Consider the following 25,407-nt stretch of genomic DNA (forward strand, 5'->3'; position numbering starts at 1 on the left):
TTGATACTAGTTATAGCAGACTAACTAAGTTTTAATTACAGAGGTAAATGTTATGGGAATTTTTTCACGTTTTGCAGATATTGTTAATTCTAATATCAACGCCATTTTAGATAAAGCAGAAGACCCAGAAAAAATGGTTCGTCTGATTATTCAAGAAATGGAAGATACGCTTGTTGAAGTACGTTCTACATCGGCTAAAACATTGGCTGAGAAAAAAGAAATTGTACGCCGCTTAGATACACTTAAAGCGCAGGTAAGTGATTGGCAAGATAAAGCCGAACTGGCTTTAAGTAAAGACCGCGACGATTTAGCGCGTTCAGCCTTACTTGAAAAGCAAAAGTCGGCAGATGCCGTTGCATCAGTTGCGAGTGAGCTTGAACATGTAGAGTCTCATATTGAGAAATTACAGCAAGAAGTCACGACGCTACAAGAAAAGCTAGCAGATGCTAAATCTCGTCAAAAAGCGATTATACTTCGCCAACGTTCGGCTGAGTCGCGCCTTGAAGTGAAAAAGACACTTGATAGCTCAAAAGTAGAAGAAGCACTTAATCGCTTTGAACGTTACGAAACCAAAATTGATGGACTAGAATCTCAAATTGAGTCGTACGATTTAGGTAAAAAGACGTTAGCGGACGAAATTGCTAACCTACAAAAAAATGAAAAGATAGATGATGAGCTAGCCGAACTTAAAAAGAAGTTAGCTGATAAATAATTACATATAAAAATATATGGGGCCCATGTGCCCCAGCTTAAAAACATCAAAACGGATTGTCAGGAGAGGATTATGTTTGATCCAGAGATATTAGTTGCACCATTTATCTTGTTTATGATTTTTGTTGCTCCGCTGTGGCTAATTTTGCACTACCGTAGCAAAAAACAAGTAAGCCAAGGTTTAAGTGAGCACGAACATCGCCAATTACTTGAGCTTGCACAAAAAGCTGAAAAAATGGCGGACCGATTAGAAACACTTGAAGCATTGCTTGATCAAGAGTCACCACAATGGAGACGCAAAGTATGAGTGCCAAACGCGAATTATTAAGAGACCCACAACGCGGTAAAATAGCCGGTGTATGTGCGGGATTAAGTGACTACTTTAATATGGAGTTATGGTTAGTTCGCATTATATTTGTTAGTGCGGTACTGCTAACGGGTGGCCCATTATTTGTGGTAGCGTATATTGCAGCTTGGTTCATTTTAGATAAAAAAGAGCCTGCAACAGCGCAAACTAATAGCTCAACTAAAACTGACGATCCGCTAGAAGTAAAATTTAAAGTATGGCAAAAAGGCGAGCCACCGCGCCGCGCATTGCAAGATTTAAAAGAGCGTTTAACGCGTGTAGATACTCGCCTTCAAGATATGGAGCGCCATGTTACTTCAAGCGAGTTTACGGTGAGCCGTGAAATTAACAAACTTTAAAGGATTTAATAGCACCTTATTTGCAGCGTGATAAATTACGGCAAATTAGGTGCAAGACACTTTATGAGCCAATCATTTGCAAAAAAGACCTTTAAAAGCATTAAAGGCAAAGCACAAAAAGCCCTTCATCGCAGTTTAGACCAACACGTAAAGCTTGCCGTAACTGGCCTAAGTGGTAGTGGTAAAACTGCCTTTATTACCGCGCTTGTTAAACACTTAACAACCCAAGCGGACGATAAAAATTTACCTTTTTTTGATGTAATGCGCGAGCACCGTCATGTGGCTACTAAAGTTGTGCCGCAAGAGGCGTTAAAAGTCCCTACGTTTAATTATACGCGCGCGCTAAATTCATTATTACCAAGCGATGGGGTGCCTACATGGCCTGCATCTACCGAGCGTATTAATACGCTACGCTTGGCAATAAAGTATCAAAGTAATGCAGGGCTGCGCGGCCACTTTTCGCCGCAATCAACGCTTTATTTAGATATTATTGACTACCCGGGTGAGTGGCTCCTCGATCTACCTATGCTTGAGCAAAGCTATGCTCAGTGGTGCGAGCAGCAATATCCGTTATTAACTCAGGCTTCGCGCGTAAACACATCAAGTGATTTTTTAATGGCCGTTGAGCAACTTGACTTAAACGCTCCCGTTGATGAAAACGCACTTGCTCATATTGCTCAGCTTTATCAAAGCATGTTGGTAGGGCTTAAAAAAGACACCAAACTTGCCATGTTACAACCTGGGCGCATGCTTATGCCTGGAGACTTACAAGGCGCGCCATTGTTATTGTTTTTTCCGGTATCGGGTGAAATAAACAGTGACGATGTCGTTGCGGGTTCTAATTTAGCGCATTTAATTAAGCGTTTTAACGCCTATATAAAAGAAGTTGTAAAACCATTTTATAATGAGCATTTTAGACACTTCGATCGCCAAATCGTACTTGTAGATGTACTTAGTGCGCTAAATGAAGGGCACGAAACACTCCAAGAGCAAAGCAGTGTAATAAACCAACTACTCGCACACTTTAACTATGGTGAGTCAGGCTTTTTTAAACGCTTATTTAAGCCCAACATAGACAAAATATTATTTGCAGCTAATAAGTCAGATCACATAAGTGCTAAACACCATAAAGATTTAGCATTGTTACTTGATTCGCTCGTGCATGAGCAAAGTAATCATTTAAAGTTTGATGGTGTAAAAATAGAAACCATGGCCATGTCGTCAATTACAGCAACGCAACCGCGCCAAATTACCGACAAAGGCCAAACGCTTGACTGCATTTACGGTAAACCATTACACGAGCCTGATTGGCTTACGTATTTACCGCCGCAACCTCCCTCGCGGATGCTTAATAAAAATGAGTGGCCAGCACAGGGATTTGAGTTTTTATCGTTCTCTCCAATGCCGAGCCCCGATAAGCAACTAAAACATATTCGATTAGATCATGTCATGCAGTACCTGCTAGGAGACAAATTAACATGAGTGAGTCAAACCAACCATTTCAAGCAGGGCGTCGTATAGATACGCAAAGCATTGAGCAAAACGAACCCGTTTTAGCACCTGCAAAAATTATTCAGCACGGGCAAAGTGATTACGAAGAACTTGAAGATGAAGCACTAGAGCCAGAAATAGATCTAGAACCTGTTTATAAAAAGTCAAAGTGGCAAACGCTCAAAGGTGTTTTTGCCATTAGTTTTATAGTACTGGTGCTTTTAGAGTTTGCATATTCGTTATTATTTGCTTTCGAGCAGTCAATTATTTTAGGCAGTGTTTATTTAACCGCAGTTATAAGTGGCGTGCTGCTAATTGGGCGCTTATTGTGGCGAGAGTACAGAATGCTGCGAAGTTTAAAGCGTAACCAACTGCACCGAGTTGAAGCCGACAGGCTTTTAAACAGCGAGCAAGTAGGCGGTGCATTACCTTGGCTCGAAAAGCTTAATAAACACCAAGAGCTTGATAACTTTGAAACCTTTAAAAACCAAGTAGCGATGCATCACAGCGACAAAGAAATAATGACGCTGTACGCCAACAGTTTATTAATAACCCAAGACACCAAAGCTAAAAAGCTTATAAATCGTTTTGCGACTGAATCTGCACTGCTAGTTGCCCTAAGCCCACTTGCGCTGGTGGATATGATGGCCGTGCTTTGGCGCGGTACTAAGTTAATAGAACAAATTGGTAAAATTTACGGCATTGGTTTTGGCTACGCGAGCCGTATAAAGTTATACCGTATGCTGATAAAACAAGTAATGTTTGTAGGCAGTGCTGAACTTGTATCTGACCTTGCTGCAACTGCACTAAGTGCTGAGCTTTTAGGTAAGCTTTCGGGACGGGCAGCTCAAGGGGTCAGTGCTGGTATTTTTACAGCGCGTATTGGTTACAAAGCAATGGAGCTTAGTCGCCCATTACCAAGGCTTGAAAACAAGCGGAGCTTGTTAAAAGGCACTGTGCAAAGCATCGCAGGTAAAATTATGAGCCGCAAAAAGGCGGAACCAACACAGTAAAATACGAGGGCGTGTTGAACTTTGATGGTTGAATTTGCAGCAGTGTGTTTGGTATTTAAGCAAGGCAGAGCCTATGAAGTGTGGTTATTCCCCATAAATAGGCGATAACGCAGCATAAATGCCAAACATGCGCTGCCCGTTGGGTTCTTTCTAGGGACGATTAACTCTTTGTTGCTCAGTTTTTACTTAGCCCACTAGGTTACAAACCTCGCGCCGCGATTTAATCGCCCCTAGATTGAACAAATTTCAATCCGCAAAGGTCAACACGCCCTGGTGGCAATATTTGTGTACAAACGTGCGCTGCACGGTTTTTACACAAATAGCCATCTGAGCATCCGGCATGCTTGCTGTTTGTAAGCGCATACGTTTTGATTGTTGAATCGCAAAAACATAATAATCAAAAAAAATGAGCCTATAATGAGCAAGCATCATATAAACACCCAGTGTATTCACGGACCACAAAAAGCAAACGACCCGCACGGCGCTCTCACTTCTCCTTTGTATCAAACCTCTACCTTTCATTTTGAAAATGCCGCTCAAGGTGCTGCGCGTTTTGCAGGCGACGAACCTGGCTATATTTATACGCGCTTAGGAAACCCTACAACCACAGAGCTTGAACAAAAAGTTGCTCAACTAGAGAGCTGTGAAGCAGCTGCTGCAACCGCAACAGGTATGGGGGCCGTATCTGCCTCAGTACTGAGCTTTTTATCGCAAGGAGATCACCTTGTTGCCTCAAGTGCTTTGTATGGTTGTACCTTTGCGTTTTTCTCGCACATGTTGCCGCGCTGGGGAATCGAAGTCACCTTTGTTGATATGACCTGCGAGGACGAACTACGCGCTGCCATCAAACCTAATTCAAAAATGATATTTGTAGAAACGCCAATCAACCCCACTATGGCGGTTATTGATTTGGCACTCATTGGCACAGTTGCTAAAGAGCACAACTTAATTAGTGTAGTCGACAACACCTTTTTAACGCCGCTACTGCAATCACCCAAAAAATACGGCATTGATATAATAATGCACAGTGCGACCAAGTACTTAAACGGCCACGGAGACGTAGTCGCCGGTATTGTGTGTGGATCGCTTGAGCACATAACACACATTAAAATGACCGTACTAAAAGACATTGGTGCAACCATAAGCCCGCACGACGCATGGCTAATTAACCGAGGCCTAAAAACACTCGCTATTAGAATAGAGCGCCATTGTCAAAGCGCACAAACAATAGCGCAATATCTAGAAGCGCATCCACAAGTAAGCACCGTATATTACCCGGGGCTTAAATCGCACCCTGGTTATAAGTTTATTGGTAACCAAATGCAAGCCGCTGGTGGTGTTATTGCGTTTGAAATAAAAGGTACGCTACAAGATGGCGCACAATTTATTGATAGTATGAAACTTTGTACACTTGCAGTAAGCCTCGGCGACGCTGAAACACTGATTCAGCATCCTGCATCTATGACTCACTCGCCTTATACGCCAGAGGAGCGAGCTGCCGCTGGAATAAGTGATGGGCTGATCAGACTCTCGGTTGGGCTTGAAGATGTTAACGACATTATTAGTGATTTAGACCAAGCTTTTACTAAAATTGGTTAGATGTATTTAATTGTGTACACATAAAAATAAGCTACAGACCTTTATTTAAAGGTCTGTATTTTTAATGTGCCACGAGTGTAATTTTAACTTTACGATCCAAGTGATCGCGCTAAATACTGATGTTAGCCTATCTATTAAACTTTTCTTCACTTTTGCATAGTATGGGGTCATTCGATATTCAACAGATTTGAGTATCACACTGACACCGATTTAGGGCTCACACCCAAGAAGGTACTTATGGCTAAAGCGAGTAAATACACATCCAAAACACCAGACGAAAATGGTGTTATACATTGGAGTGATGAAGAAAATAAAATTTGGTCTGAGCTTGTAGCGCGTCAACTTGCGTGCATTGAAGGCAAAGCCTGCAGTGAGTACATGGAGGGTTTAAAAGTAATTAACCTGCCGCACGATCGTATTCCGCAGTTAAGCGAACTAAATGAAGTGTTACTAGCCACTACCGGTTGGCAAGTTGCACCAGTACCTGCGCTTATCGACTTTGATGAGTTTTTTAGATTACTGGCAAACAAGCAGTTTCCGGTAGCTACATTTATTCGTAGCCGCGAAGAGTTTGATTACCTACAAGAGCCAGATATTTTTCATGAAATATTTGGCCACTGTGCCATGCTAACTAATCCTGACTTTGCTGAGTTTACGCATAAATACGGGCAGCTAGCTTACGCTGCGCAGAAAAAAGACCGTGTATACCTTGCGCGTATATACTGGTTTACGGTTGAATTTGGTTTAATGCAAACCGAACACGGTCTGCGTATTTACGGCGGCGGCATTTTATCAAGCCCAGGGGAGACTCAGTACGTATACTCAAACACGCCAGAAATTAGCCCAATGAATGTGCTTGATGTACTGCGTACGCCGTACCGTATTGATATTATGCAACCGCAGTACTACACCATAAATTCGATTCATGATCTGTTTGATATATCACAAATGGATATTATGACTTTGGTTGAGCGAGCTAAAGAGCTTGGTTTGCACGACCCAAAATTTCCACCAAAAGAAAAATTAGCCAGTTAAACATTAATGCTAAAAAAGCTAAAAGTAAGGATTTAGAATGTCTTCATTAAGTGCACAAAAATGCGAAGCCTGTCATGTAGATGCGCCAAAAGTATCTGACGAAGAGTTAGCACAATTAATTACTAAAATCCCAGATTGGGTACCAGAAGTACGCGACGGCATTATGCAGCTTGAACGTGTTTATAAATTTAAAAATTTTAAACAAGCTATCGCGTTTACTAACAAAGTGGGCGACATGGCAGAAGATGAAGGCCACCACCCTGGTTTATTAACCGAGTGGGGAAAAGTAACTGTAACGTGGTGGAGCCATTCAATTAAAGGCCTACACAAAAACGACTTTATTTGCGCAGCTAAAACTGACGACGTATTTAACGCGCTGTAATAAAAATTAATTGAGCAAACCCAAAAGCACTTATTTTTATAAGTGCTTTTTTATTGGTTTAATGGAAGTTTCTAGTTGTCAGCTATCAGTGACGAGCTGCTCGAAGTTAAATTTATTGCCGTAGGTTGGGCTGAGTGAGACGAAACCCAACGGACATCTGAAAGACTTTGTGTTCAAAGGTAATGTAAAAGGCTCGTTGTTTATAACGTTAGTATCTTGAGTATAGTTATATTGCTACTCCCAAGGCTCATTAAAAAAACCTTTCTGATGAAGCCTTTTGTAAGGGATTTTATACTTTTTTTTATAATAAGCAGATAATATATTAGAGCCAGTTATATCTTCATGCTTTTCTGAATAAACTTTAATTAACTTCAAATATGAACTTGCGGAAGTATATAAATCTAATTGCATAATTTCCTGACTCAAATAATCATATTCTTTACTTGGATCTAAATCATCAATATTTGGAATTACTTTCTCCCATTCAGGAAAGGCCAAAGCAGTGATAGGGTCTAAGAAAGTGTAATTGATCTCTTTTCCACGAATTTTGAGGTTTAATAAAGTTTCTTTTAAAGGTGTTGCAAAGTCACATTCTATTTTGCTAAGCATAGTTTCAATTTGACTAGATTGAGTTTGCTTTTTCAATAGGGTTATTTGGTCTGATTGTTGTTTCAGTGTAGAAAGTAAAGCAATCAAAGCTAGTGCCGCTATATAGGGCGACATTATTCCACCAAGATAAGAAGCGATAAAAGCCCAGTGTTCCACATTGCTAGAAAGCTGAGGTTTAAAAGAATAAATTAAAGGGGCGACAGTTAGAATAATTCCTATTAGTAAGAAAATTATTAATCTTTTTGTTAGTTTTTCCATGCATGCTCTAATTAATGTTTTTTATAAGTAAATATTTCAATCGAGTTATTTATATAATAAAAGCTCCAAACCAACAGCCTAGAGCTTTTAATATACAATTACACTTTTGCTAGAACACTTAACTTTTATGTGTTGTTGGGTTTCGTTTCACTCAACCCAACCTACGTTTAAAAAAATCAGCTAAAAGCTTCTTTTTAATCATCAATCGAGCGAAGTAGGGCGTTGATGCCTACCTTTTCACGTGTTTGTTGATCTACCTTTTTCACGATAATTGCAGCGTAAAGGCTGTGGGTGCCATCTTTTGAAGGTAGTGCGCCTGGTACAACTACTGCGCCTGCTGGTACGCGGCCGTAGTGAATTTCGCCAGTTTCGCGGTCATAAATACGGGTGCTTTGGCTGATGTAAACGCCCATTGAAATTACCGCGCCTTCTTCAACAATTACGCCTTCAACAATTTCAGAACGTGCGCCAATAAAGCAGTTGTCTTCAATGATAGTTGGGTTGGCTTGTAATGGCTCTAAAACGCCGCCAATGCCTACGCCACCTGATAAATGTACGTTCTTACCAATTTGTGCACATGAGCCTACGGTCGCCCATGTATCAACCATGGTGCCGTCATCAACATATGCGCCAATATTTACGTACGATGGCATAAGTACGACGTTTTTACCTACAAAGCTGCCTTTACGCGCTACTGCGTTTGGTACTACGCGCATACCACCTTGTTGAAATTGCTCTGGCGTGTAGTCGCTAAATTTAAGTGGTACTTTGTCGTAAAACTGGTTTACGCCGTCGTTCATTGGTTGGTTGTCGCGAATACGAAACGACAGTAAAACCGCTTTTTTAAGCCACTGGTGTACAACCCATTCACCCGATATTTTTTCAGCAACGCGTGCTGCGCCGCTATCAAGTAAATCAAGTGCGTCAATAATGGCTTGTTTTACGTCGCTTGATACTGTGCTTGGGCTAATGCTATCGCGGTTGTCCCATGCGTTTTCGATCATCGTTTTTAAATCTGACATGTGTGTCCTCTATTCTGTTTCGGCGTTGAATTTTTTACGTAATGCCTGATGAATTTTTGCTTGCTCTTCATCAGTCAGCGCTTGGTATTCGTTATTAGATACGACAAAGAAATCCTCGGCACGTTCACCTACCGTGGTAATACGGGCAGCGTGAATGTGTAGTAAATGCGCTTGGAAAACTTCGGCTATTTTGGTTAGTAAACCTTGAATATCGACGGCTTGAATTTCTATTAAGCTGCGATCTTTACGTGCATGTGGGCGCAGTACAATTTTAGGCTTAATATTAAAATCTTTAAAGCGTTGAGAGCGGCTCTTTTTAAAGCGAATTTTTTTACGCGGATCGCTAAGTGCTTGCTCAAGCCCGCGTTTAATTGACTGCGCTCGACCACTTGCAATAGGGTCGCCACTTACTTCAAGTATTACAAAGCTGAATAGGACATAACCGTCTTTGGTGGTCAGTACTTGCGCGTGCTGTATTTGTGCTTTTTTAGAGCCAATTACACTCACTAATCTTGCAAATAGTGCTCCAGAGTAAGGGCTGTATACAAATACTTGTGTACCACCATGCATTGCTTTGTTAGATACAATTACACTGGGTTGGCTTAAATCGGTACTGCTTAATAAATGCTCACTTTGCCACGATATTTGTTGTTCGCTAAAGGCGGTAAAGTAGTTGGCTTTAAAGCGACTCCAAATTAAATCAATTTTATTCTCAGGGTAACCTAAGTTGAGTAGACGTTGTTTAGCTTGGTGCTTTTTATCGCGAATTTGGTCGCGCTGATCCATTGGGTTCTCAAGCCCTAGGCGTAATGCGCGTTGCGTGTGCAAGTATAATTCACGCAGTAGGGTGTTTTTCCAATCGTTCCATAAGTTGTCGTTGGTTGCACGTATGTCGGCAACGGTTAAACAATATAGGTAATCGAGTTGGCGCTCTGTTTTAATACGTGTTGCAAAGTCTTTTATTACAGCAGGGTCGTTAATATCTTTACGCTGCGCGGTAACCGACATAAGTAAATGATTACTTACAAGCCACGCAACTAATTTTGCATCAGAGGATGAAAAACCATGTAATTTAGCAAAGGCTATAGCATCAACAGCGCCAAGTTCTGAGTGATCTCCCCCTCTGCCTTTAGCAATGTCGTGAAATATACCGGCTAAATAAAGTAACTCTGGTTTATCCATGCGAGTGACTATTTCACTACAAATAGGAAACTCGCTAATGCCTGTTTTATCAAAATATTCGTAAATATTTTTGATTAATTTGTGAGTATGCTCATCTACGGTGTAGGCGTGAAATAAATCAAACTGCATTTGCCCAAAGATATTACGCCACTGCGGTAAGTAGGCAGCAAGCATGCCGTGCTTGTGCATAAGCGTAAATGCGCGGCCCATACCATTAGGGTGTTTAACTAAGCGTAAAAAGGCTTCACGACAGGCTGCATAATCTTGTAAATCCCCCAATAAACGGCGGCGTACTTGGCGAATTGTACGAATAGTGCTTGGGTAAATATGCGTTATTGCAGGGTTGTCTGCTATGTGCTCAAACAATACAAAAAGTTGGTCACGTCTAAAAAATACAGATGGATCTTTTACGCGTATTTGATGGCCCACTTGTTCAAAGTTTCTGTCGAGCTCTATCACCGTTTTTTCACTACTTTCGGGCATGATACTTTGCTCAAAGTATGAAAGTAGCATTTGGTTAAGCTCGCGAACGCGGCTCATTATTCTAAATAAGCGTTTCATCATACGCTCAACCGATGCTTTGCCATCGCTACCAAAACCTAAAATTTCGGCGGCTTGGGGTTGATGATCAAACAATAAGCGGTTTTCAGCCCGACCTGCTGCTAGATGCAGTGCAAAGCGAATATTCCATAGGTTCTCTAGGCACTCAGAAAGCTCTTGAAACTCTTCATGGGTTAAGTAGCCGTGACTTATTAACTCTTGCAGGGTTTCGGTTCTAAAGTGCTTTTTTGCAACCCAAATAATGGTTTGTAAGTCGCGCAGGCCACCGGGGTTTTCTTTAATGTTTGGCTCAAGATTATACGCGGTGCCGTGGCACTTTTTATGGCGTAAGTTTTGTTCTTGAACTTTGGCAGTAAAAAACTCACCGGAGCGCCATACGGGTGTTTCTAGAATATGCGTTTTGAGTTTTTCAAACTCAATATGATTACCAAAAATAAGGCGGCTTTCGAGTAAGCTGGTGGCAAAAGTAACGTCTTCACGTTTTTGCTCAATGGCTTGTTCTATCGTGCGCACGCTGTGACCAATCTCTAAGTTGAGATCCCATAGCATGGTGACAAACTGGCCTATTTTTTCGCATATTTCTTCGCTTGGCGGTTTAGTTACAAGCAATAAAAAGTCGATGTCGGAGTAGGGATGTAGCTCCCCTCGTCCGTATCCGCCTACTGCTATTAATGCTAAATCAGGTTCGCGCGCTAAGTCGTAAACATGAAAAAGCTTAATTAGTAGGCGGTCAATAAACTCAGCCCGGGCATTAATTAAATTCCCAACCGGTTGTTTAGAAAATTCGTTATGTAACCATTTATAAAAATAGCTAGAACAATCGCGATAATCACTAAGTTGCTCAGCATCGCTGAGCAACTTTTTTACTTTGTTGGGTAATGCCACGTGGGCTGGCTCCTAATTTCTTATTTATTATTAGTGTTCTATGATCCTGTCGATAGTATCATCTGATCGTAGCGTTAAAATTTCAACACCATTTTCAGTCACTAATAAAGTATGTTCCCACTGTGCAGACAAACTACGGTCGCGTGTTACTACTGTCCAATCATCTTTAAGAAGCTTACATTGGCGTTTACCCGCATTAACCATTGGCTCAATTGTTAAGCACATGCCCGCTTTTAAAGTTTCGCCAGTACCCGCTTTACCGTAATGCATTACTTGTGGTTCTTCATGAAATCCTGTGCCAATACCGTGGCCGCAATATTCACGAACAATAGAGTAATTAAAACTTTCTGCATATTTTTGAATAGCAGAGCCAATATCACCTAAGCGCACACCAGGTTTTACCATTTTAATAGCAAGGTATAAGCTTTCTTGTGTTACTTCTGCAAGACGCTTAGCTTGGATGTTTGGTGTACCAACGTGAAACATTTTAGAAGTATCGCCGTGGTAGCCATCTTTAATGACAGTGACGTCAATATTTACGCTGTCGCCTTCTTTTAATGCTTTGTCATTTGGAATTCCGTGACAAATAACATGATTAACTGACGTACAAACTGATTTTGGGAAGCCATGATAATTTAACGGAGCAGGGATTGCTTGTTGCACATTAACAATATAATCATGACAAAGTGTATTTAGCTCATCGGTGGTAACACCCGGCACTACATGAGGGCCGATCATTTCAAGTACATCGGCCGCTAAGCGCCCAGCTACGCGCATTTTCTCTATTTCTTCAGGGGTCTTGATAATAGCGCTCATTGAGGCTCCAAAGTTGAGTTTCTAACATTTGTCGCCGAACAAATTTTGCACGCGACGTTGAGTATTTAATTTTAATATGGTATAAAGCGCGCCGTCTTTTTACAAATAAATTCTTAAATGATTTTTTGTATTTAAGGCAAACACAATTTTATTTTAACACACACACGTATCGTCACATACACTTGGGTGCATTTGAAGTTTAATTACTTCGGTGTTGGTGCTATGGGATATGTGGAGGCCTAACCCTAAACAACTATAGAGGATCTATAAAATGGCAAACGTTTCAATGCGCGATATGCTTCAAGCTGGTGTTCACTTTGGTCACCAAGCACGTTACTGGAACCCTAAGATGAAGCCTTTCATCTTCGGCACACGTAACCGTGTACATATCATCAACCTTGAGCAAACTGTACCAATGTTCAACGACGCACTTAAGTTTTTATCAAGTGCTGCAGCAAACAAAGGTAAAGTTCTTTTCGTTGGTACTAAGCGCGCAGCAAGCGACGCAGTTAAAGCAGCTGCTTTAGAAAGCGATCAGTTCTTCGTAAATCACCGTTGGTTAGGTGGTATGTTGACTAACTGGAAAACTGTACGTCAATCAATCAAGCGTCTTAAAGACCTTGAAGCACAAAGCCAAGACGGTACTTTCGAGAAATTAACTAAGAAAGAAACGTTAATGCTTAACCGCGAAATGGAAAAGCTTGAAAAGAGCCTTGGTGGTATCAAAAACATGGGCGGTCTTCCAGACGCGCTTTTCGTTATCGATGCTGACCACGAGCACATTGCTATCCGTGAAGCAAACAACCTAGGTATCCCTGTTGTTGCAATCGTTGATACTAACTCTAACCCAGACGGCGTTGATTACATCGTTCCTGGTAACGATGATGCTATCCGTGCTGTAAGCCTTTACACTAGCGCTGTTGCAGCTGCTATCACTGAAGGTCGCGAGAATAACATCGTTGCTCAAGCTGAGAAAGACGATTTCGTTGAAGCTGAGTAATTAGCTATCATCAAGTCTTCATCTTTTTAAGGTGAAGACTTGTTATTCTTGTAGAGCGGGTAACCCGCTTATCTAAACCAGATTTCAGATTTGAGGATTTACTAATGGCTGTAACTACTGCCCTAGTTAAAGAATTACGCGAGCGCACAGGCGCTGGCATGATGGATTGTAAAAAAGCGTTAACTGAGACTGATGGCGACATCGAGTTAGCGATTGAAAACATGCGTAAAAGTGGCGCTGCTAAAGCTGCTAAAAAAGCAGGTAACATTGCTGCTGAAGGTACTATCATCATCAAGCAAAACGCTGGTGTTGCAGTACTAGTAGAAGTTAACTGTCAAACAGATTTCGTTGCAAAAGACGTAAGCTTTTTAGCATTTGCTGATAAAGTTGCTGAAGCTGCAATTGCTGACACTCTTACTATCGAAGACTTACAAGCTAAGTTTGAAGAAGACCGTGTTGAGCTAGTAACTAAAATTGGCGAAAACATCAACGTACGTCGTCTACAGTACATTGCTGGTGAAAACCTAGTTGAGTACCGTCATGGCGACCGTATCGGTGTTGTTGTTGCAGGTGTTGCTGATGAAGAAACACTTAAGCACGTTGCAATGCACGTTGCTGCTTCACGTCCAGAGTACTTAACTCCTTCAGACGTACCAGCTGACGTTGTAGAAAAAGAAAAGCAAGTACAAATCGAAATCGCGATGAATGAAGGCAAGCCTGCTGAAATCGCTGAGAAGATGGTTGTTGGTCGCATGAAAAAATTTACTGGTGAGGTTTCTCTTACTGGTCAAGCTTTCATCATGGAACCTAAAAAATCTGTTGGCGATATTCTTAAAGAGAAAAACGCAACAGTTACTGGCTTTGTACGTGTAGAAGTTGGTGAAGGTATCGAGAAGAAAGAAGAAGATTTTGCTGCTGAAGTTGCTGCTCAAATTGCAGCTGCTAAAGGTCAGTAAGATTAACTATTTGTGATGCAAAAGGAAATTAGATGCAATTAAAGTACTATTTGGTTTTGCTTCACAGCTAGAAATTCTTTAAAATAACCGCGCTTTTATGTTTAACATAAGCGCGGTTATTTTTTATCCATAATTCAATAAAAGTTGGCCCCTATACTATGACTATCAATCGCAAACCTATTTTTAGACGTGTTCTTCTCAAATTAAGTGGTGAAGCTTTAATGGGAGACGAAGGCTTCGGCATCGACCCAAAAGTTTTAGACCGTATGGCACAAGAAATTAAAGAGCTAGTAGAGCTTGACGTAGAAGTGGGTTTAGTTATTGGTGGAGGTAACTTTTTACGCGGTGGTTCACTTGCAGAAGCAGGTATGAACCGCGTAGTAGGCGACCACATGGGTATGCTTGCAACGGTTATGAATGGCCTTGCAATGCGTGATGCGCTACACCGTGCATTTGTAAACTGTCGTTTAATGTCGGCTATTCCGCTAAATGGTGTATGTGACGCTTATAACTGGGCTGAAGCAATTAGTTTATTAAAAACTGGCCGCGTTGTTATTTTTGCAGCGGGCACTGGTAACCCATTTTTTACTACCGATTCTGCAGCGTGTTTACGCGGTATCGAAATTGAAGCGGATACAGTAATTAAGGCGACTAAAGTGGATGGTGTGTACAGTGATGATCCTGTTAAAAACCCAGAAGCGACGCTTTACAGCCACTTAAGCTACAATGAAATCATTGAAAAAGAATTAAAAGTTATGGATTTAGCGGCATTTACTCTAGCCCGCGATCACAATATGCCATTGAGCGTATTTAATATGAATAAATCAGGCGCGCTAAAACGCGTAATTATGGGTGAAGAAGAAGGAACACTTATTTCTTCACAAGCCTCAGATGAAATAATCAAATAATTAGGATTAAACCGTGATTAACGATATTCAAAAAGATGCGCAAGCGCGCATGCAAAAAAGTGTAACTGCACTAGGTAGCCAATTATCTAAAATTCGTACAGGTCGTGCACATCCTGCAATTTTAGATGGCATTATGGTGTCGTACTACGGTGCACCAACGCCTTTAAATCAAGTTGCTAACGTAACAATTGAAGATTCTCGTACACTAGCTATTGGTGTATTTGATAAGTCTTTAGCGCAAGCTGTTGAAAAAGCAATTATGGCGTCAGATTTAGGTTTAAACCCTATGTCGGCAGGTACTGTTATTCGCGTACCACTTCCTCCACTGACAGAAGAACGTCGTAAAGACCTAATTAAAATTGTACGCGCTGAAGTAGAAAGCGGCCGTGTTGCTATTCGTAATATTCGTCGTGATGCGAATGGCGATGTAAAAAGTTTGCTAAAAGAGAAAGATATTTCTGAGGATGAAGCGCGTCAATCAGATGATGCAATTCAAAAGCTTACTGATAAGTTTATTAAAGAAATGGATACTCTATTAGCGGCTAAAGAAACAGAATTGATGGAAATCTAAACAGCTAATTTTATTAGTTTTGAAACGCCGTCTGGGGTATACTAGGCGGCGTTTTTTTATGGAATAGTCAATATTTATGGTTCTAGATGCTGATACAATTTCACAGCAAAGTTTACCCAAACATGTAGCTATCATAATGGATGGGAACGGACGTTGGGCACAAGCTAGAAATAGACCTCGTGTGTATGGACATAAAAAAGGCGTAGACGCAGTTCGTCAATCTGTTCAGTTTTGTACTAAATTAGGGATACAATCGCTAACCTTATTTGCTTTTAGTAGTGAAAACTGGCGCCGCCCAGAAGACGAAGTAAACACTTTAATGGAGCTTTTCTTATTTGTTTTAACAAAGGAAGTTAAAAAGCTTCATAAAAACAATGTAAAACTGACCATTATTGGAGACTTATCACGATTTTCTGAAGGGTTACGTAGCAAGGTAGACGCTGCGCATAAGCTGACTGAAAATAATACCGGGCTGTGTTTAAATGTAGCAGCTAACTACGGTGGTCGTTGGGATATGGCTAATGCGGCTAAACAACTTGCTTTACAAGTTGCGCAGGGCACACTTAACGCAGAAGATATTACAGAAGAGCGCTTAGCACAGCATATGAGCATGGCAGATCAGGCAGAGCCTGATTTACTTATTCGCACTGGTGGCGATGTTCGTATTAGTAATTTTTTACTATGGCAAGTTGCTTATGCAGAACTTTACTTTACCGAGACACTTTGGCCTGATTTTAATGAAGCAGCATTTGCTGAGGCCATTGCATGTTACGTTGCCAGAGAGCGACGTTTTGGTTGTACGGGCGAACAAATAAAACAATTACTCGCTCAAACCTAAATAGAATAAGGGTCACATTTTGTTAAAACAACGAATTTTAACCTCACTCGTGCTAGCTCCATTAGCATTGGCTTTGGTTTTTTATACACCGCTAACGTTATTTAGTTACTTTGCGGGTGCAATTGTATTACTAGGTGCATGGGAATGGTCAGCATTTATGGGCTTATGCGGCAAGCTTAAGCGAGGTGCTTTTGTCGTACTCATTGCCGCCTTACTTGGTCTGCTTAATTTGCATTGGCCTATTGAGTCATTGTGGGAGAACGGCAAGCTGGTAGGTGATGCAAATTACGTATTTACACTTTCATTTGCTTGGTGGATTGTTGCTAGCTATTTAATTTGGCGCTACCCAGAAATGTCTAAAGCGTGGAATGAAGGGTTAGTCATGCGCGGCATTGCTGGGTTACTCACGCTTGTGCCATTATGGCTTGCACTAAATACACTACGTAGCGCGCAATATGCTGAATCTACACATTTTGGCTCTGTACTTATTTTAGTGGTACTTGGCATTGTGTGGAGTGCAGACGTTGGTGCTTATTTTTCAGGTAAGAGCTTTGGTAAACATAAACTTATGCCCAAAGTAAGCCCTAATAAAACAATTGAAGGGTTAGCGGGCGGCGTAGTCGCTTCTATTATTTTTGTATTAGCATTTTGTCACTTTACCGATGTTGATTTAGGTGTTTGGCCTATCTACGCGATAATGGCTGCATTTATTGCGTTGTTTTCTGCTGTGGGTGATTTGCTTGAAAGCATGTTTAAACGCGAAGCCGGCCTTAAAGATAGTGGTAGTTGTTTACCTGGGCATGGTGGTATTTTGGATCGAATTGATAGCTTAACCGCAGCGGCTCCAATATTTGTTATGTGTTATGCGTGGACTCTTAGTTTATGAGTCAAAAGCAATTGCTGGTTATTTTAGGTGCTACAGGCTCAATTGGTTTAAGTACGCTTGATGTTATATCGCGTAATAAAGAGTTATTTGATGTTTTTGTTTTGGCAGCAGGTCAAAACGCAAAAAAAATGGCTGAACTGTGTATTGAACACGAACCACTTTATGCGATTATGGCAACACAGCATGCCGCTGAGCAGTTATCTTCATATTTAGCTAATACACAGTGCCAAACTCTTGTTATGCACGGCGAGCAAGCAATGAGCGATTTATGTGCTCACCCTGATGTTGATATTGTTATGTCGGCAATTGTAGGCGCTGCAGGTTTATTGCCTACGCTTAGCGCTGTAGAAGCCGGTAAAAAAGTACTGCTTGCCAATAAAGAATCTTTAGTTATGTCGGGTCAGTTGTTTATCGATAAAGTTAAACAACATAAAGCCACTTTGTTGCCAATTGATAGCGAACATAATGCTATTTTTCAATGCTTACCTCATTCACTACAAAATGCACAAAGCGATAAAAACCTGCAAGATAACGGCGTAAGTAAAATTTTGCTTACCGGTTCTGGTGGTCCGTTTTTAACGCGCGATATAAATACGCTTAAAGATGTAACCGTTAGCGAAGCCGTAGCGCATCCTAACTGGTCTATGGGTCAAAAAATATCAGTAGATTCTGCAACTATGATGAATAAAGGCTTAGAGTTTATTGAAGCTAAGTGGTTATTTAATTGTGATGCAAGCGATATTGATGTGGTTATTCACCCTCAAAGTATTATCCACTCAATGGTGCAATATCACGATGGTTCTATTTTAGCGCAAATGGGTAATCCGGACATGCGAACGCCAATCGCGCATGCGCTTGCGTATCCTGAGCGTATTAACGCCGGTGTTAAACCATTAAACTTTTCTGATATTTGTGACTTCTCGTTTACTAAACCCGATTTTTCTCGTTATCCAAACCTACAATTAGCGATTGATGCGTGTAGTGCCGGACAAGGTGCTACCACAACAGTAAACGCAGCAAATGAAATAGCCGTGGAGGCATTTTTAAAAGGTAGGATTGGCTTTACCGATATATACAAAATAAATGCACAAACGCTTGAAGCTGCAACGTACACCAACGTACAAAGCTTAGATGAAATTTTAGAGTGCGATAAATTAGCGCGAATGAGCGCTTCAGAGTTTATAACAAAAGTGGCGCATTAATATGTTTGATTTTTTTTGGAATCTTGGCTCATTTATTTTAGCGCTTGGTATTTTAGTGGCCATACATGAATACGGCCATTTTTGGGTTGCACGAAAAATGGGTGTCAAAGTGCTGCGTTTTTCTATTGGTTTTGGTAAACCACTTTTAAAGTGGCACGACAAATATAATACCGAATACGTGATTGCCGCTATTCCGTTAGGCGGCTACGTAAAAATGCTTGATGAACGCGTTGATGAAGTGCCGGCAAACCAACGTCATTTATCGTTTAACGCAAAATCTGTTCAAGCGCGTATTGCTATTGTTGCAGCCGGTCCAATGGCCAACTTTTTGTTTGCCATTTTTGCCCTTGCTGTGATGTATATGGTGGGTGTGCAGTCGATAAAACCCGTTGTAGGAAGCATTACTGAAGGTAGCCGCGCAGAGCAAGCAGGCATTATGCCATCGCAACATATTATAAAAATTGGCGATGACAATATAACGACATGGCAAGATGCCACGTTTGCGCTTATGTCTAACTTAGGCGAGCAAAGCGTTGAGGTAATTGTGCGTGATAAAAACCTTCAGCCACGTACTAAAACACTTAATTTAGATGGGTGGAAACTTGAGCAGCGAGATGTACCACCACTTAGTTCGTTAGGCATTGTGCCATTTAGGCCTCAAGCCACTTTAACAATAGCTGCAGTGACTAAAAATTCAGCTGCAGAACAGGCTAATTTACAAGTTAATGATACAATTTGGGCTGTAAACGGTGAAACAATAAGCAATTGGCAGCAATTAGTTAATCTTATTACGCAATCAGCTAACAAATCTTTACAATTTAGTGTAAAAAGACAAGATACTATACAAATAATTACAGTAACCCCTAAAGGGCGCATTGATAATAACGGTATTGAGCAAGGCTTTTTAGGTGTTGCTCCAGTTGTGCAGCAATGGCCTGATGGTTATGTAGAGACTAGACATTACGGCCCGCTCGATAGTATCGTGCGAGGCACAAAAGAAACATGGCGCTTAATTACACTCAGTTTTGACATGATTGGTAATTTAATTACAGGCCAGGTTTCGGTTAAAAATTTAAGTGGTCCTGTGGGCATTGCAGTAGGCGCTGGAACTAGCGTAAGCTATGGGTTAGTGGCCTTTTTAAGCTTTTTAGCCTTAATAAGCGTTAACTTGGGTGTATTTAATTTATTGCCCTTACCAGTGCTTGATGGCGGACACTTAATGTATTACATAATTGAACTTTTTCGTAAAAAGCCGGTCTCTGAAAAGACACAAGAGTTTGGTTTTAAAGTGGGTGCCTTGTTACTCATTTTTCTAACATGTTTCGCTTTGTTCAATGATGTATCGCGTTTGTAGTTACAGCGTGGCAAATTACTAATTAGAACACGATTGTAAAGCACCATTAGTAGGGTGTTATGCGGTAATACAGTTGTAAAGGATAAAGATAATAAAATGGCTATAAAAAAACATTTGGCAATAACAAGTTTATTGGGTGCAAGTTTTGCAGCCCTAGGCCAAAACTCCTTTATTGTTGAAGACCTGAAAGTTGAAGGTTTACAGCGTGTAGCACTCGGTGCAGCGCTTACACATATTCCTATTAACGTAGGCGATAATGTTGATGACTATACGATTTCAAAAACAATAAAGTCACTTTATCGTTCTGGGCACTTTGACAACATAAAAGCACTTCGTGATGGCAACAACGTTATTTTTAAAGTAACGGAACGTCCTACCATCAGCTTTATTGAGTTTGAAGGCAATAAAGATATTAAAGACGAGCAGCTTAATGAGTCTCTTGATCAGCAAGATATTCGTCAAGGTGAACCACTTGATAAAACCGTAATCGATAATATCGAAAAAGGTTTGGTTGAGTTTTTCCACAGTATTGGTAAGTACAACGCTAAAGTAGATATCAGTATTACTAAGTTGCCACGTAACCGCGTTAAACTTAAATTAGAGTTTGATGAAGGTGATGCTGCTTCTATCCGCCAAATTAACTTAGTGGGTAACGAACTTTTTTCTAATGAAGAGCTTTTAAAGCTTGCTGAGTCGCAACAAGATTTACCTTGGTGGCAGTTTATGGGAAGCGATCGCTACCAAAAGCAAACCATTGAAGGCGATTTAGAAAAAATCCGTAGCTACTATTTAGACCGTGGTTATCTACGTTTTAATATCGATTCAACGCAAGTATCAGTAAGCCCTGAGCGTGAGTCAGTTTACGTTACAGCTAACTTATCTGAAGGCGTAAAGTATAAAGTTAAAGGTTTTGACTTTATTGGTGATTTACTGGGACGTGAAGACTTAATTAAAAGTGTTATCCCACTTAGAGCGGGTGAGCTTTATAACGGCTCTGTAGTTACGTCATCTGAAGAATTTATTAAAAGTTACCTAGCCCGTTTTGGTTACGCTAATGCTGAAGTGCGTACAATTCCAGAAATTGACGACGAAAAGCAAGAAGTGCAACTAACACTATCGGTTAACCCAGGTAAGCGTGTATACGTTCGTCGTATTATTGTCGGCGGTAACCAAAACACCGCTGATGAAGTACTTCGTCGTGAAATGACGCAACTTGAAGGTGCATGGTTATCTAATCAAAATCTTGAACGTTCAAAACTGCAAATTCAACGCTTGCCTTACATGGAAACTGTTGATTTTAACGTAGTGCCTGTACCCGGTGTGGATGACCAAGTAGATGTAGATTTCACAGTAAAAGAGCAATCAGCGGGTAGCTTTAATGCTGGCCTTGCTTATGGTTCTTACTTAGGTCTGCAGTTTAATATTGGTGTAACAGAATCTAACTTTTTAGGCACAGGTAACCAAATTGGTTTAAATCTTAATACGTCTACAGGTTCTGAAAGTATAAGCTTATCGTATACAGACCCATACTTTACGCCAGATGGTGTATCGCAAGGTAGTAGCATCTTTTACACAAACTACGATGCAAGTAAATTCAGTCTTGTTGAATATAAATCGAAAAGCTATGGTTTAGGCACAAATATTGGTTTCCCAATTGATGCTGTAAATCGCGTTAACTTTGGCGCTCGTTGGATAAAAGAAGAGCTTTCTGATATTGCAGAGTACGAGCAAACGCGTGTACTTCGTGAAACATTCTTAGATCCAGATAACCCAGATGCTGGCTTTGACTTTACTAAATATGAGCTGAGTGTTGGTTGGTCGCGTATTACCGTTAACCGTGGTTTATTCCCAACAGCGGGTTCGCGTCAAACGCTAAACTTAACAGCAACAACGCCTAACTCTGATCTTCAGTACTTTAAACTGAATTACGATTCGCGTTTTTACTGGCCTATATCAAACGATCACCGCTGGGTGTTCTCAACGCGTGCAGCACTTGGTTATGGTAATGGTTATGGTTCTACAAACGGGTATGAGCAAACACTTCCGTTCCAAGAGTACTTCCGTATAACGGAAATGGAACTACGTGGGTTTGACCGTAATACAATTTTACCACGTGCTGTATCGCGTATACCGCAGTCTATTCCGGGTACGCCTGGTGCAGACGGTACTACAACCGGTAGCATTGGTGGTGCATCAGACTTTGATATTTTAATACCACAAGGCCGTATTGGTGGTAATGCTAAAGCAGTAGCGGGTATGGAGCTAATTGTTCCTACGCCATTCTTAGACGAAGAAAATACCAGTTCTGTACGTACGAGCTTCTTTGTTGATGCTGCTAACGTATGGGATACAGAGTTTAATGTAGACCGTTTCCAAAACCTAGCACCAGATGAGCGTGCTAAATTAGATGACTATTCAGACCCTATGCGCTTTAGGGTGTCAACCGGTCTTTCATTGCAGTGGATCTCTCCAATGGGTCCAATGCTGATCAGTTTTGCGTATCCATTGCAAAAAGAAGAAGATGACGATACGAAAACCATCAGCTTTAACATTAGTAACACTTTTTAAAGGAGTTTTTTATGACTAAATTATTTAAATCAACAGCTGTAGCAGTTTTAGCAACTTTAATGATGGGTACTTCTGCGAGTGCACTTGCACATAAAGTAGGTATTGTTGACATGCAAGAAATCTACAAGCAAATTCCTCAAATGGCTAAAATTGAACAGTCTTTACAAACTGAGTTTGCTGAGCGCCGTCAAGAGCTTGAAAAGCTACAAGGCGATATTCGTTTTGAAGCTGAAAAATTTAAACGTGAAAGTACCACTATGAGCCAAGCTCAAAAAGATGCACTACGTGATAAAATCCAAGGCATGCAAAAAAATCTTGCTGAACAAGGTCGTCCTTTAGAGCAAGAAATCAAAGCGCGCCAAAACCAAGAACTTGCTAAAGTTCAAGGTGTAATCATCAAAACAATTGAAGAAATTGCTAAAGACGGCGACTTCGACGAAGTTAAGGTAAAAGACACAACAATTTACTTTAACCCTAAAGAAGTAACTGATCTTTCGTCTAAAGTTGTAGCTGCAGTTAGTAAGAAATAATCACTCTATGCAAAATTATACGCTTTCGCAAATTGCGGAACTTCTAGGCGCCGAACTTCAGGGTGATGGCGCTTTAGAAATAAAAAAAATAGCGACACTTGCAAATGCCCATTCTGGGCATATTGCATTTTTAGCGAACTCAAAATATCGCTCGCAACTTGAAACTACTCAAGCTAGCGCTGTAATAGTAAGCCAAGCCGATGCTCAGTACTTTAGTGGTAGCAAAATTATTGTTGCGAATCCGTACGTAAGTTACGCAAAATTAGCGCAATTTATGGATACTACACCACGCTCAGCCTCGACGGGTATACATCCAAGTGCCACTGTTCATTCAACAGCGATTGTTAGTGACAGCGCCGCTATTGGTGCTAACGCAGTCATTGAAGCTAATGCAGTGATTGGTGACAACGCGCAAATTGGTCCGAACAGTTTTATCGGCGAATATGTTAAAATAGGTTCTGGCACTAAGCTTTGGCCTAGTGTGACTATTTATCACGATGTTGAAATTGGTTCAGATTGCTTGTTTCAAGCAAATAGTGTTGTAGGTAGTGATGGGTTTGGCTATGCGAACGAGCGCGGGCAGTGGGTAAAAATACCTCAGCTTGGCTCTGTGATCATAGGTAATAAAGTTGAAATAGGTGCAAGTACCACAATTGATCGTGGCGCACTGGACAATACCATTATTCATAGCAATGTTATTATCGATAATCAGTGTCAAATAGCACACAACGTTGAAGTTAATTCAGGCACCGCAATCGCGGGCTGCACCGTACTTGCAGGAAGCGTTACCATTGGCAAAAACTGTCAAATTGGTGGCATGGTTGCAATTAATGGTCACATGTCTGTATGTGATGGTGCTATAATTACCGGCATGAGTATGGTGACAAAATCAATCACCGAACCAGGTATTTACTCATCTGGTATGCCCCATACAACAAACAAAGAATGGCGTAAATCAATAGCTCACTTGCGTAACCTTTCAGACATGAAATCACGTCTTAAAGCGCTGGAAGCATTGGCTAAGTCATAACGTTGAACACTAATAAGGATGCTATTTTGGCAAACGAATTAAATAGCCTTGATATTCAAGAAATTTTAAGTTTATTACCGCACCGTTACCCGATGCTATTAATTGATCGTGTTATTGATTTTACACCTGGCAAATCTTTACATGCTATTAAAAATGTTTCTATAAACGAACCTATATTTACTGGCCATTTCCCAAATCAGCCAATTTTTCCTGGTGTGCTAATATTAGAATCAATGGCGCAAGCTACGGGTTTATTAGGTTTTAAAACAGTAGAAAATCGTAGTGAAAACGAATTATATTTATTTGCTGCCGTTGATAACGCACGTTTTAAACAGCCAGTGATCCCAGGTGATACAATGCATCTTCATGTTGAGTTTTTAAAAGAACGTCGTAACATTTGGAAGTTTGCAGCAGAAGCTAGAGTCGACGGCAAAGTAGTGTGCAGTGCCGAAATTATGTGTGCGAGAAGAGAGTTTTAATAGTGATCCATTCTACAGCAATAATCGAACCTGGCGCTAAACTAGGCAACAATGTCTCAGTTGGTCCGTATAGCTATATTGGCAATGATGTTGTTATCGGTGATAACTGTATTATTGAGTCTCATGTTGTTGTTAAAGGGCCATCAACTATTGGCTCTGGCAATCATATTTTTCAGTTTGCGTCTGTGGGTGAAGCCTGCCAAGACAAAAAATACAATAACGAGCCAACTACATTGATCATGGGTGATAACAACGTTATCCGTGAATGCGCCACAATTCACCGTGGAACAATTCAAGATCAAGGCGTTACTAAGATTGGTAGTAATAATTTATTCATGGCTTATACACACGTTGCACATGACGCGGTAATTGGCGATAACGTGATTTTTGCTAACAACGCAAGTGTAGCCGGCCATGTACATGTAGGTGACTGGGTTATCTTAGGTGGTAATTCGGGAGTTCACCAGTTTTGTAAAATTGGTGACCATGCATTTATTGGTATGTATTCTGGTGTTAACAAAGATGTGCCGCCATTTGTTACTACTATTGGTATGCCAGCAGGTCCTGCTGCTATCAATAAAGAAGGCATGAAACGTCGTGGTTTCGAAAGTGATGAAATTATGGCTGTACGCCGTGCATATAAAGCATTTTACCGTAAGAGCTTAGGTGCTGAAGAAGCTATTGAGTCACTTAGTGAAGATGCTGCAAAGTATCCTGCTGTGAAATTGATGGTCGACTTTGTTAAAAGCTCAGAGCGCGGCATCGTAAGATAATTACAGGCTTTGCTTTAAGCATTAAAAAACCACCCTAGATGAT

Annotated in this window: 25 protein-coding genes; 21 read left to right on the forward strand and 4 right to left on the reverse strand. The window is 40.8% G+C overall.

All coding sequences use genetic code 11. The features are described 5' to 3' along the window. The first annotated feature begins 52 nt into the window (after positions 1-52). The 8 genes from pspA (at position 53) to EU510_RS00770 (ending at position 6,936) form a co-directional block, all read left to right on the forward strand. Positions 53-712: a phage shock protein PspA gene (pspA, locus tag EU510_RS00735; protein ID WP_007376832.1), complete on the forward strand. Its 660-nt coding sequence runs from the start codon at positions 53-55 to the stop codon at positions 710-712. Between the two features lie 72 nt (positions 713-784). Further along, a complete protein-coding gene (gene pspB / locus EU510_RS00740; RefSeq protein WP_024590985.1) occupies positions 785-1,018 on the forward strand; it encodes an envelope stress response membrane protein PspB in 234 nt (77 codons plus the stop codon). After that, the gene (pspC, locus tag EU510_RS00745; RefSeq protein ID WP_149591832.1) at positions 1,015-1,416 is read left to right on the forward strand and encodes an envelope stress response membrane protein PspC; all 402 of its coding nucleotides are present in this window, start codon (positions 1,015-1,017) and stop codon (positions 1,414-1,416) included. Before pspB ends, pspC begins: the two co-directional genes overlap by 4 nt. A gap of 63 nt (positions 1,417-1,479) precedes the next feature. Continuing rightward, the gene (locus EU510_RS00750) at positions 1,480-2,898 is read left to right on the forward strand and encodes a YcjX family protein (RefSeq protein WP_149591833.1); all 1,419 of its coding nucleotides are present in this window, start codon (positions 1,480-1,482) and stop codon (positions 2,896-2,898) included. Further along, positions 2,895-3,920 carry a TIGR01620 family protein gene (locus EU510_RS00755; RefSeq protein WP_149591834.1) on the forward strand — a complete coding sequence of 342 codons (1,026 nt, stop codon included), beginning with the start codon at positions 2,895-2,897 and terminating at the stop codon, positions 3,918-3,920. Before EU510_RS00750 ends, EU510_RS00755 begins: the two co-directional genes overlap by 4 nt. Positions 3,921-4,337: 417 nt before the next feature. Continuing rightward, positions 4,338-5,519: a methionine gamma-lyase gene (megL, locus tag EU510_RS00760; protein ID WP_149591835.1), complete on the forward strand. Its 1,182-nt coding sequence runs from the start codon at positions 4,338-4,340 to the stop codon at positions 5,517-5,519. A 237-nt stretch (positions 5,520-5,756) separates the two neighbouring features. After that, complete coding sequence (gene phhA / locus EU510_RS00765) at positions 5,757-6,554, forward strand: phenylalanine 4-monooxygenase (RefSeq protein WP_149591836.1); 798 nt, start codon at positions 5,757-5,759, stop codon at positions 6,552-6,554. Between the two features lie 37 nt (positions 6,555-6,591). Beyond that, positions 6,592-6,936: a 4a-hydroxytetrahydrobiopterin dehydratase gene (locus tag EU510_RS00770; protein WP_002958326.1), complete on the forward strand. Its 345-nt coding sequence runs from the start codon at positions 6,592-6,594 to the stop codon at positions 6,934-6,936. Between the two features lie 234 nt (positions 6,937-7,170). Here EU510_RS00770 and EU510_RS00775 read toward each other — a convergent pair whose 3' ends face one another. The 4 genes from EU510_RS00775 to map all read right to left on the reverse strand — a co-directional run bounded on the left by EU510_RS00775 (position 7,171) and on the right by map (position 12,269). Beyond that, positions 7,171-7,803 (reverse strand): hypothetical protein, encoded by a 633-nt coding sequence (locus EU510_RS00775; RefSeq protein WP_149591837.1) that lies wholly within the window; start codon positions 7,801-7,803, stop codon positions 7,171-7,173. 194 nt (positions 7,804-7,997) lie between these two features. Further along, positions 7,998-8,825, reverse strand: coding sequence for a 2,3,4,5-tetrahydropyridine-2,6-dicarboxylate N-succinyltransferase (dapD, locus tag EU510_RS00780; protein ID WP_149591838.1), 828 nt, complete (start codon positions 8,823-8,825; stop codon positions 7,998-8,000). A gap of 9 nt (positions 8,826-8,834) precedes the next feature. Further along, positions 8,835-11,453, reverse strand: a complete 2,619-nt coding sequence (glnD, locus tag EU510_RS00785) for a [protein-PII] uridylyltransferase (RefSeq protein WP_149591839.1) — start codon at positions 11,451-11,453, stop codon at positions 8,835-8,837. A 30-nt stretch (positions 11,454-11,483) separates the two neighbouring features. Then, a complete protein-coding gene (gene map / locus EU510_RS00790) occupies positions 11,484-12,269 on the reverse strand; it encodes a type I methionyl aminopeptidase (protein ID WP_149591840.1) in 786 nt (261 codons plus the stop codon). Positions 12,270-12,540: 271 nt separating this feature from the next. On the opposite strand from map, the gene rpsB reads away from it, so the two are divergent. From rpsB to lpxA, 13 genes are all read left to right on the forward strand, one after another. Next, positions 12,541-13,269, forward strand: coding sequence for a 30S ribosomal protein S2 (rpsB, locus tag EU510_RS00795; RefSeq protein ID WP_002958321.1), 729 nt, complete (start codon positions 12,541-12,543; stop codon positions 13,267-13,269). Positions 13,270-13,373: 104 nt separating this feature from the next. Then, on the forward strand, positions 13,374-14,225 hold the full coding sequence (gene tsf / locus EU510_RS00800) for a translation elongation factor Ts (protein WP_002958320.1): 852 nt from the start codon (positions 13,374-13,376) through the stop codon (positions 14,223-14,225). Positions 14,226-14,383: 158 nt separating this feature from the next. Then, complete coding sequence (gene pyrH / locus EU510_RS00805; RefSeq protein WP_024596498.1) at positions 14,384-15,133, forward strand: UMP kinase; 750 nt, start codon at positions 14,384-14,386, stop codon at positions 15,131-15,133. Between the two features lie 49 nt (positions 15,134-15,182). Further along, on the forward strand, positions 15,183-15,704 hold the full coding sequence (gene frr / locus EU510_RS00810; RefSeq protein ID WP_410477402.1) for a ribosome recycling factor: 522 nt from the start codon (positions 15,183-15,185) through the stop codon (positions 15,702-15,704). Positions 15,705-15,780: 76 nt separating this feature from the next. Continuing rightward, positions 15,781-16,542, forward strand: a complete 762-nt coding sequence (locus EU510_RS00815) for an isoprenyl transferase (protein WP_149591842.1) — start codon at positions 15,781-15,783, stop codon at positions 16,540-16,542. A 19-nt stretch (positions 16,543-16,561) separates the two neighbouring features. Next, positions 16,562-17,428, forward strand: a complete 867-nt coding sequence (locus tag EU510_RS00820) for a phosphatidate cytidylyltransferase (RefSeq protein ID WP_149591843.1) — start codon at positions 16,562-16,564, stop codon at positions 17,426-17,428. Continuing rightward, a complete protein-coding gene (gene ispC / locus EU510_RS00825) occupies positions 17,425-18,630 on the forward strand; it encodes a 1-deoxy-D-xylulose-5-phosphate reductoisomerase (RefSeq protein WP_149591844.1) in 1,206 nt (401 codons plus the stop codon). Before EU510_RS00820 ends, ispC begins: the two co-directional genes overlap by 4 nt. Before the next feature lies 1 nt (position 18,631). Next, entirely contained in the window at positions 18,632-19,984 is a 1,353-nt protein-coding gene (rseP, locus tag EU510_RS00830; RefSeq protein ID WP_149591845.1) for a sigma E protease regulator RseP, read from the forward strand. A gap of 96 nt (positions 19,985-20,080) precedes the next feature. Beyond that, on the forward strand, positions 20,081-22,552 hold the full coding sequence (bamA, locus tag EU510_RS00835) for an outer membrane protein assembly factor BamA (RefSeq protein WP_149591846.1): 2,472 nt from the start codon (positions 20,081-20,083) through the stop codon (positions 22,550-22,552). 11 nt (positions 22,553-22,563) lie between these two features. Then, on the forward strand, positions 22,564-23,082 hold the full coding sequence (locus EU510_RS00840) for an OmpH family outer membrane protein (protein WP_149591847.1): 519 nt from the start codon (positions 22,564-22,566) through the stop codon (positions 23,080-23,082). A gap of 7 nt (positions 23,083-23,089) precedes the next feature. Then, positions 23,090-24,112, forward strand: a complete 1,023-nt coding sequence (lpxD, locus tag EU510_RS00845; RefSeq protein ID WP_149591848.1) for a UDP-3-O-(3-hydroxymyristoyl)glucosamine N-acyltransferase — start codon at positions 23,090-23,092, stop codon at positions 24,110-24,112. A gap of 26 nt (positions 24,113-24,138) precedes the next feature. Further along, on the forward strand, positions 24,139-24,591 hold the full coding sequence (gene fabZ, locus EU510_RS00850) for a 3-hydroxyacyl-ACP dehydratase FabZ (protein ID WP_002958310.1): 453 nt from the start codon (positions 24,139-24,141) through the stop codon (positions 24,589-24,591). Positions 24,592-24,593: 2 nt separating this feature from the next. After that, a complete protein-coding gene (gene lpxA / locus EU510_RS00855; protein WP_149591849.1) occupies positions 24,594-25,364 on the forward strand; it encodes an acyl-ACP--UDP-N-acetylglucosamine O-acyltransferase in 771 nt (256 codons plus the stop codon). The last annotated feature ends 43 nt before the right edge of the window (positions 25,365-25,407 follow it).

This window comes from Pseudoalteromonas sp. FUC4, from assembly GCF_008370255.1.
GTDB lineage: Bacteria > Pseudomonadota > Gammaproteobacteria > Enterobacterales > Alteromonadaceae > Pseudoalteromonas.

Bases quoted from the DNA above. Each gene is read 5' to 3' on its own strand.
- pyrH (WP_024596498.1), top strand. From the start codon at position 14,384: ATGACTATCAATCGCAAACCTATTTTTAGACGTGTTCTTCTCAAATTA.
- map (WP_149591840.1), bottom strand. From the start codon at position 12,269: ATGAGCGCTATTATCAAGACCCCTGAAGAAATAGAGAAAATGCGCGTA.
- lpxD (WP_149591848.1), top strand. From the start codon at position 23,090: ATGCAAAATTATACGCTTTCGCAAATTGCGGAACTTCTAGGCGCCGAA.
- pspA (WP_007376832.1), top strand. From the start codon at position 53: ATGGGAATTTTTTCACGTTTTGCAGATATTGTTAATTCTAATATCAAC.
- ispC (WP_149591844.1), top strand. From the start codon at position 17,425: ATGAGTCAAAAGCAATTGCTGGTTATTTTAGGTGCTACAGGCTCAATT.
- rpsB (WP_002958321.1), top strand. From the start codon at position 12,541: ATGGCAAACGTTTCAATGCGCGATATGCTTCAAGCTGGTGTTCACTTT.
- EU510_RS00770 (WP_002958326.1), top strand. From the start codon at position 6,592: ATGTCTTCATTAAGTGCACAAAAATGCGAAGCCTGTCATGTAGATGCG.
- frr (WP_410477402.1), top strand. From the start codon at position 15,183: ATGCAAAAAAGTGTAACTGCACTAGGTAGCCAATTATCTAAAATTCGT.
- rseP (WP_149591845.1), top strand. From the start codon at position 18,632: ATGTTTGATTTTTTTTGGAATCTTGGCTCATTTATTTTAGCGCTTGGT.
- dapD (WP_149591838.1), bottom strand. From the start codon at position 8,825: ATGTCAGATTTAAAAACGATGATCGAAAACGCATGGGACAACCGCGAT.
- EU510_RS00840 (WP_149591847.1), top strand. From the start codon at position 22,564: ATGACTAAATTATTTAAATCAACAGCTGTAGCAGTTTTAGCAACTTTA.
- EU510_RS00755 (WP_149591834.1), top strand. From the start codon at position 2,895: ATGAGTGAGTCAAACCAACCATTTCAAGCAGGGCGTCGTATAGATACG.
- EU510_RS00775 (WP_149591837.1), bottom strand. From the start codon at position 7,803: ATGGAAAAACTAACAAAAAGATTAATAATTTTCTTACTAATAGGAATT.
- megL (WP_149591835.1), top strand. From the start codon at position 4,338: ATGAGCAAGCATCATATAAACACCCAGTGTATTCACGGACCACAAAAA.
- pspC (WP_149591832.1), top strand. From the start codon at position 1,015: ATGAGTGCCAAACGCGAATTATTAAGAGACCCACAACGCGGTAAAATA.
- EU510_RS00815 (WP_149591842.1), top strand. From the start codon at position 15,781: ATGGTTCTAGATGCTGATACAATTTCACAGCAAAGTTTACCCAAACAT.
- EU510_RS00750 (WP_149591833.1), top strand. From the start codon at position 1,480: ATGAGCCAATCATTTGCAAAAAAGACCTTTAAAAGCATTAAAGGCAAA.
- tsf (WP_002958320.1), top strand. From the start codon at position 13,374: ATGGCTGTAACTACTGCCCTAGTTAAAGAATTACGCGAGCGCACAGGC.
- bamA (WP_149591846.1), top strand. From the start codon at position 20,081: ATGGCTATAAAAAAACATTTGGCAATAACAAGTTTATTGGGTGCAAGT.
- phhA (WP_149591836.1), top strand. From the start codon at position 5,757: ATGGCTAAAGCGAGTAAATACACATCCAAAACACCAGACGAAAATGGT.
- pspB (WP_024590985.1), top strand. From the start codon at position 785: ATGTTTGATCCAGAGATATTAGTTGCACCATTTATCTTGTTTATGATT.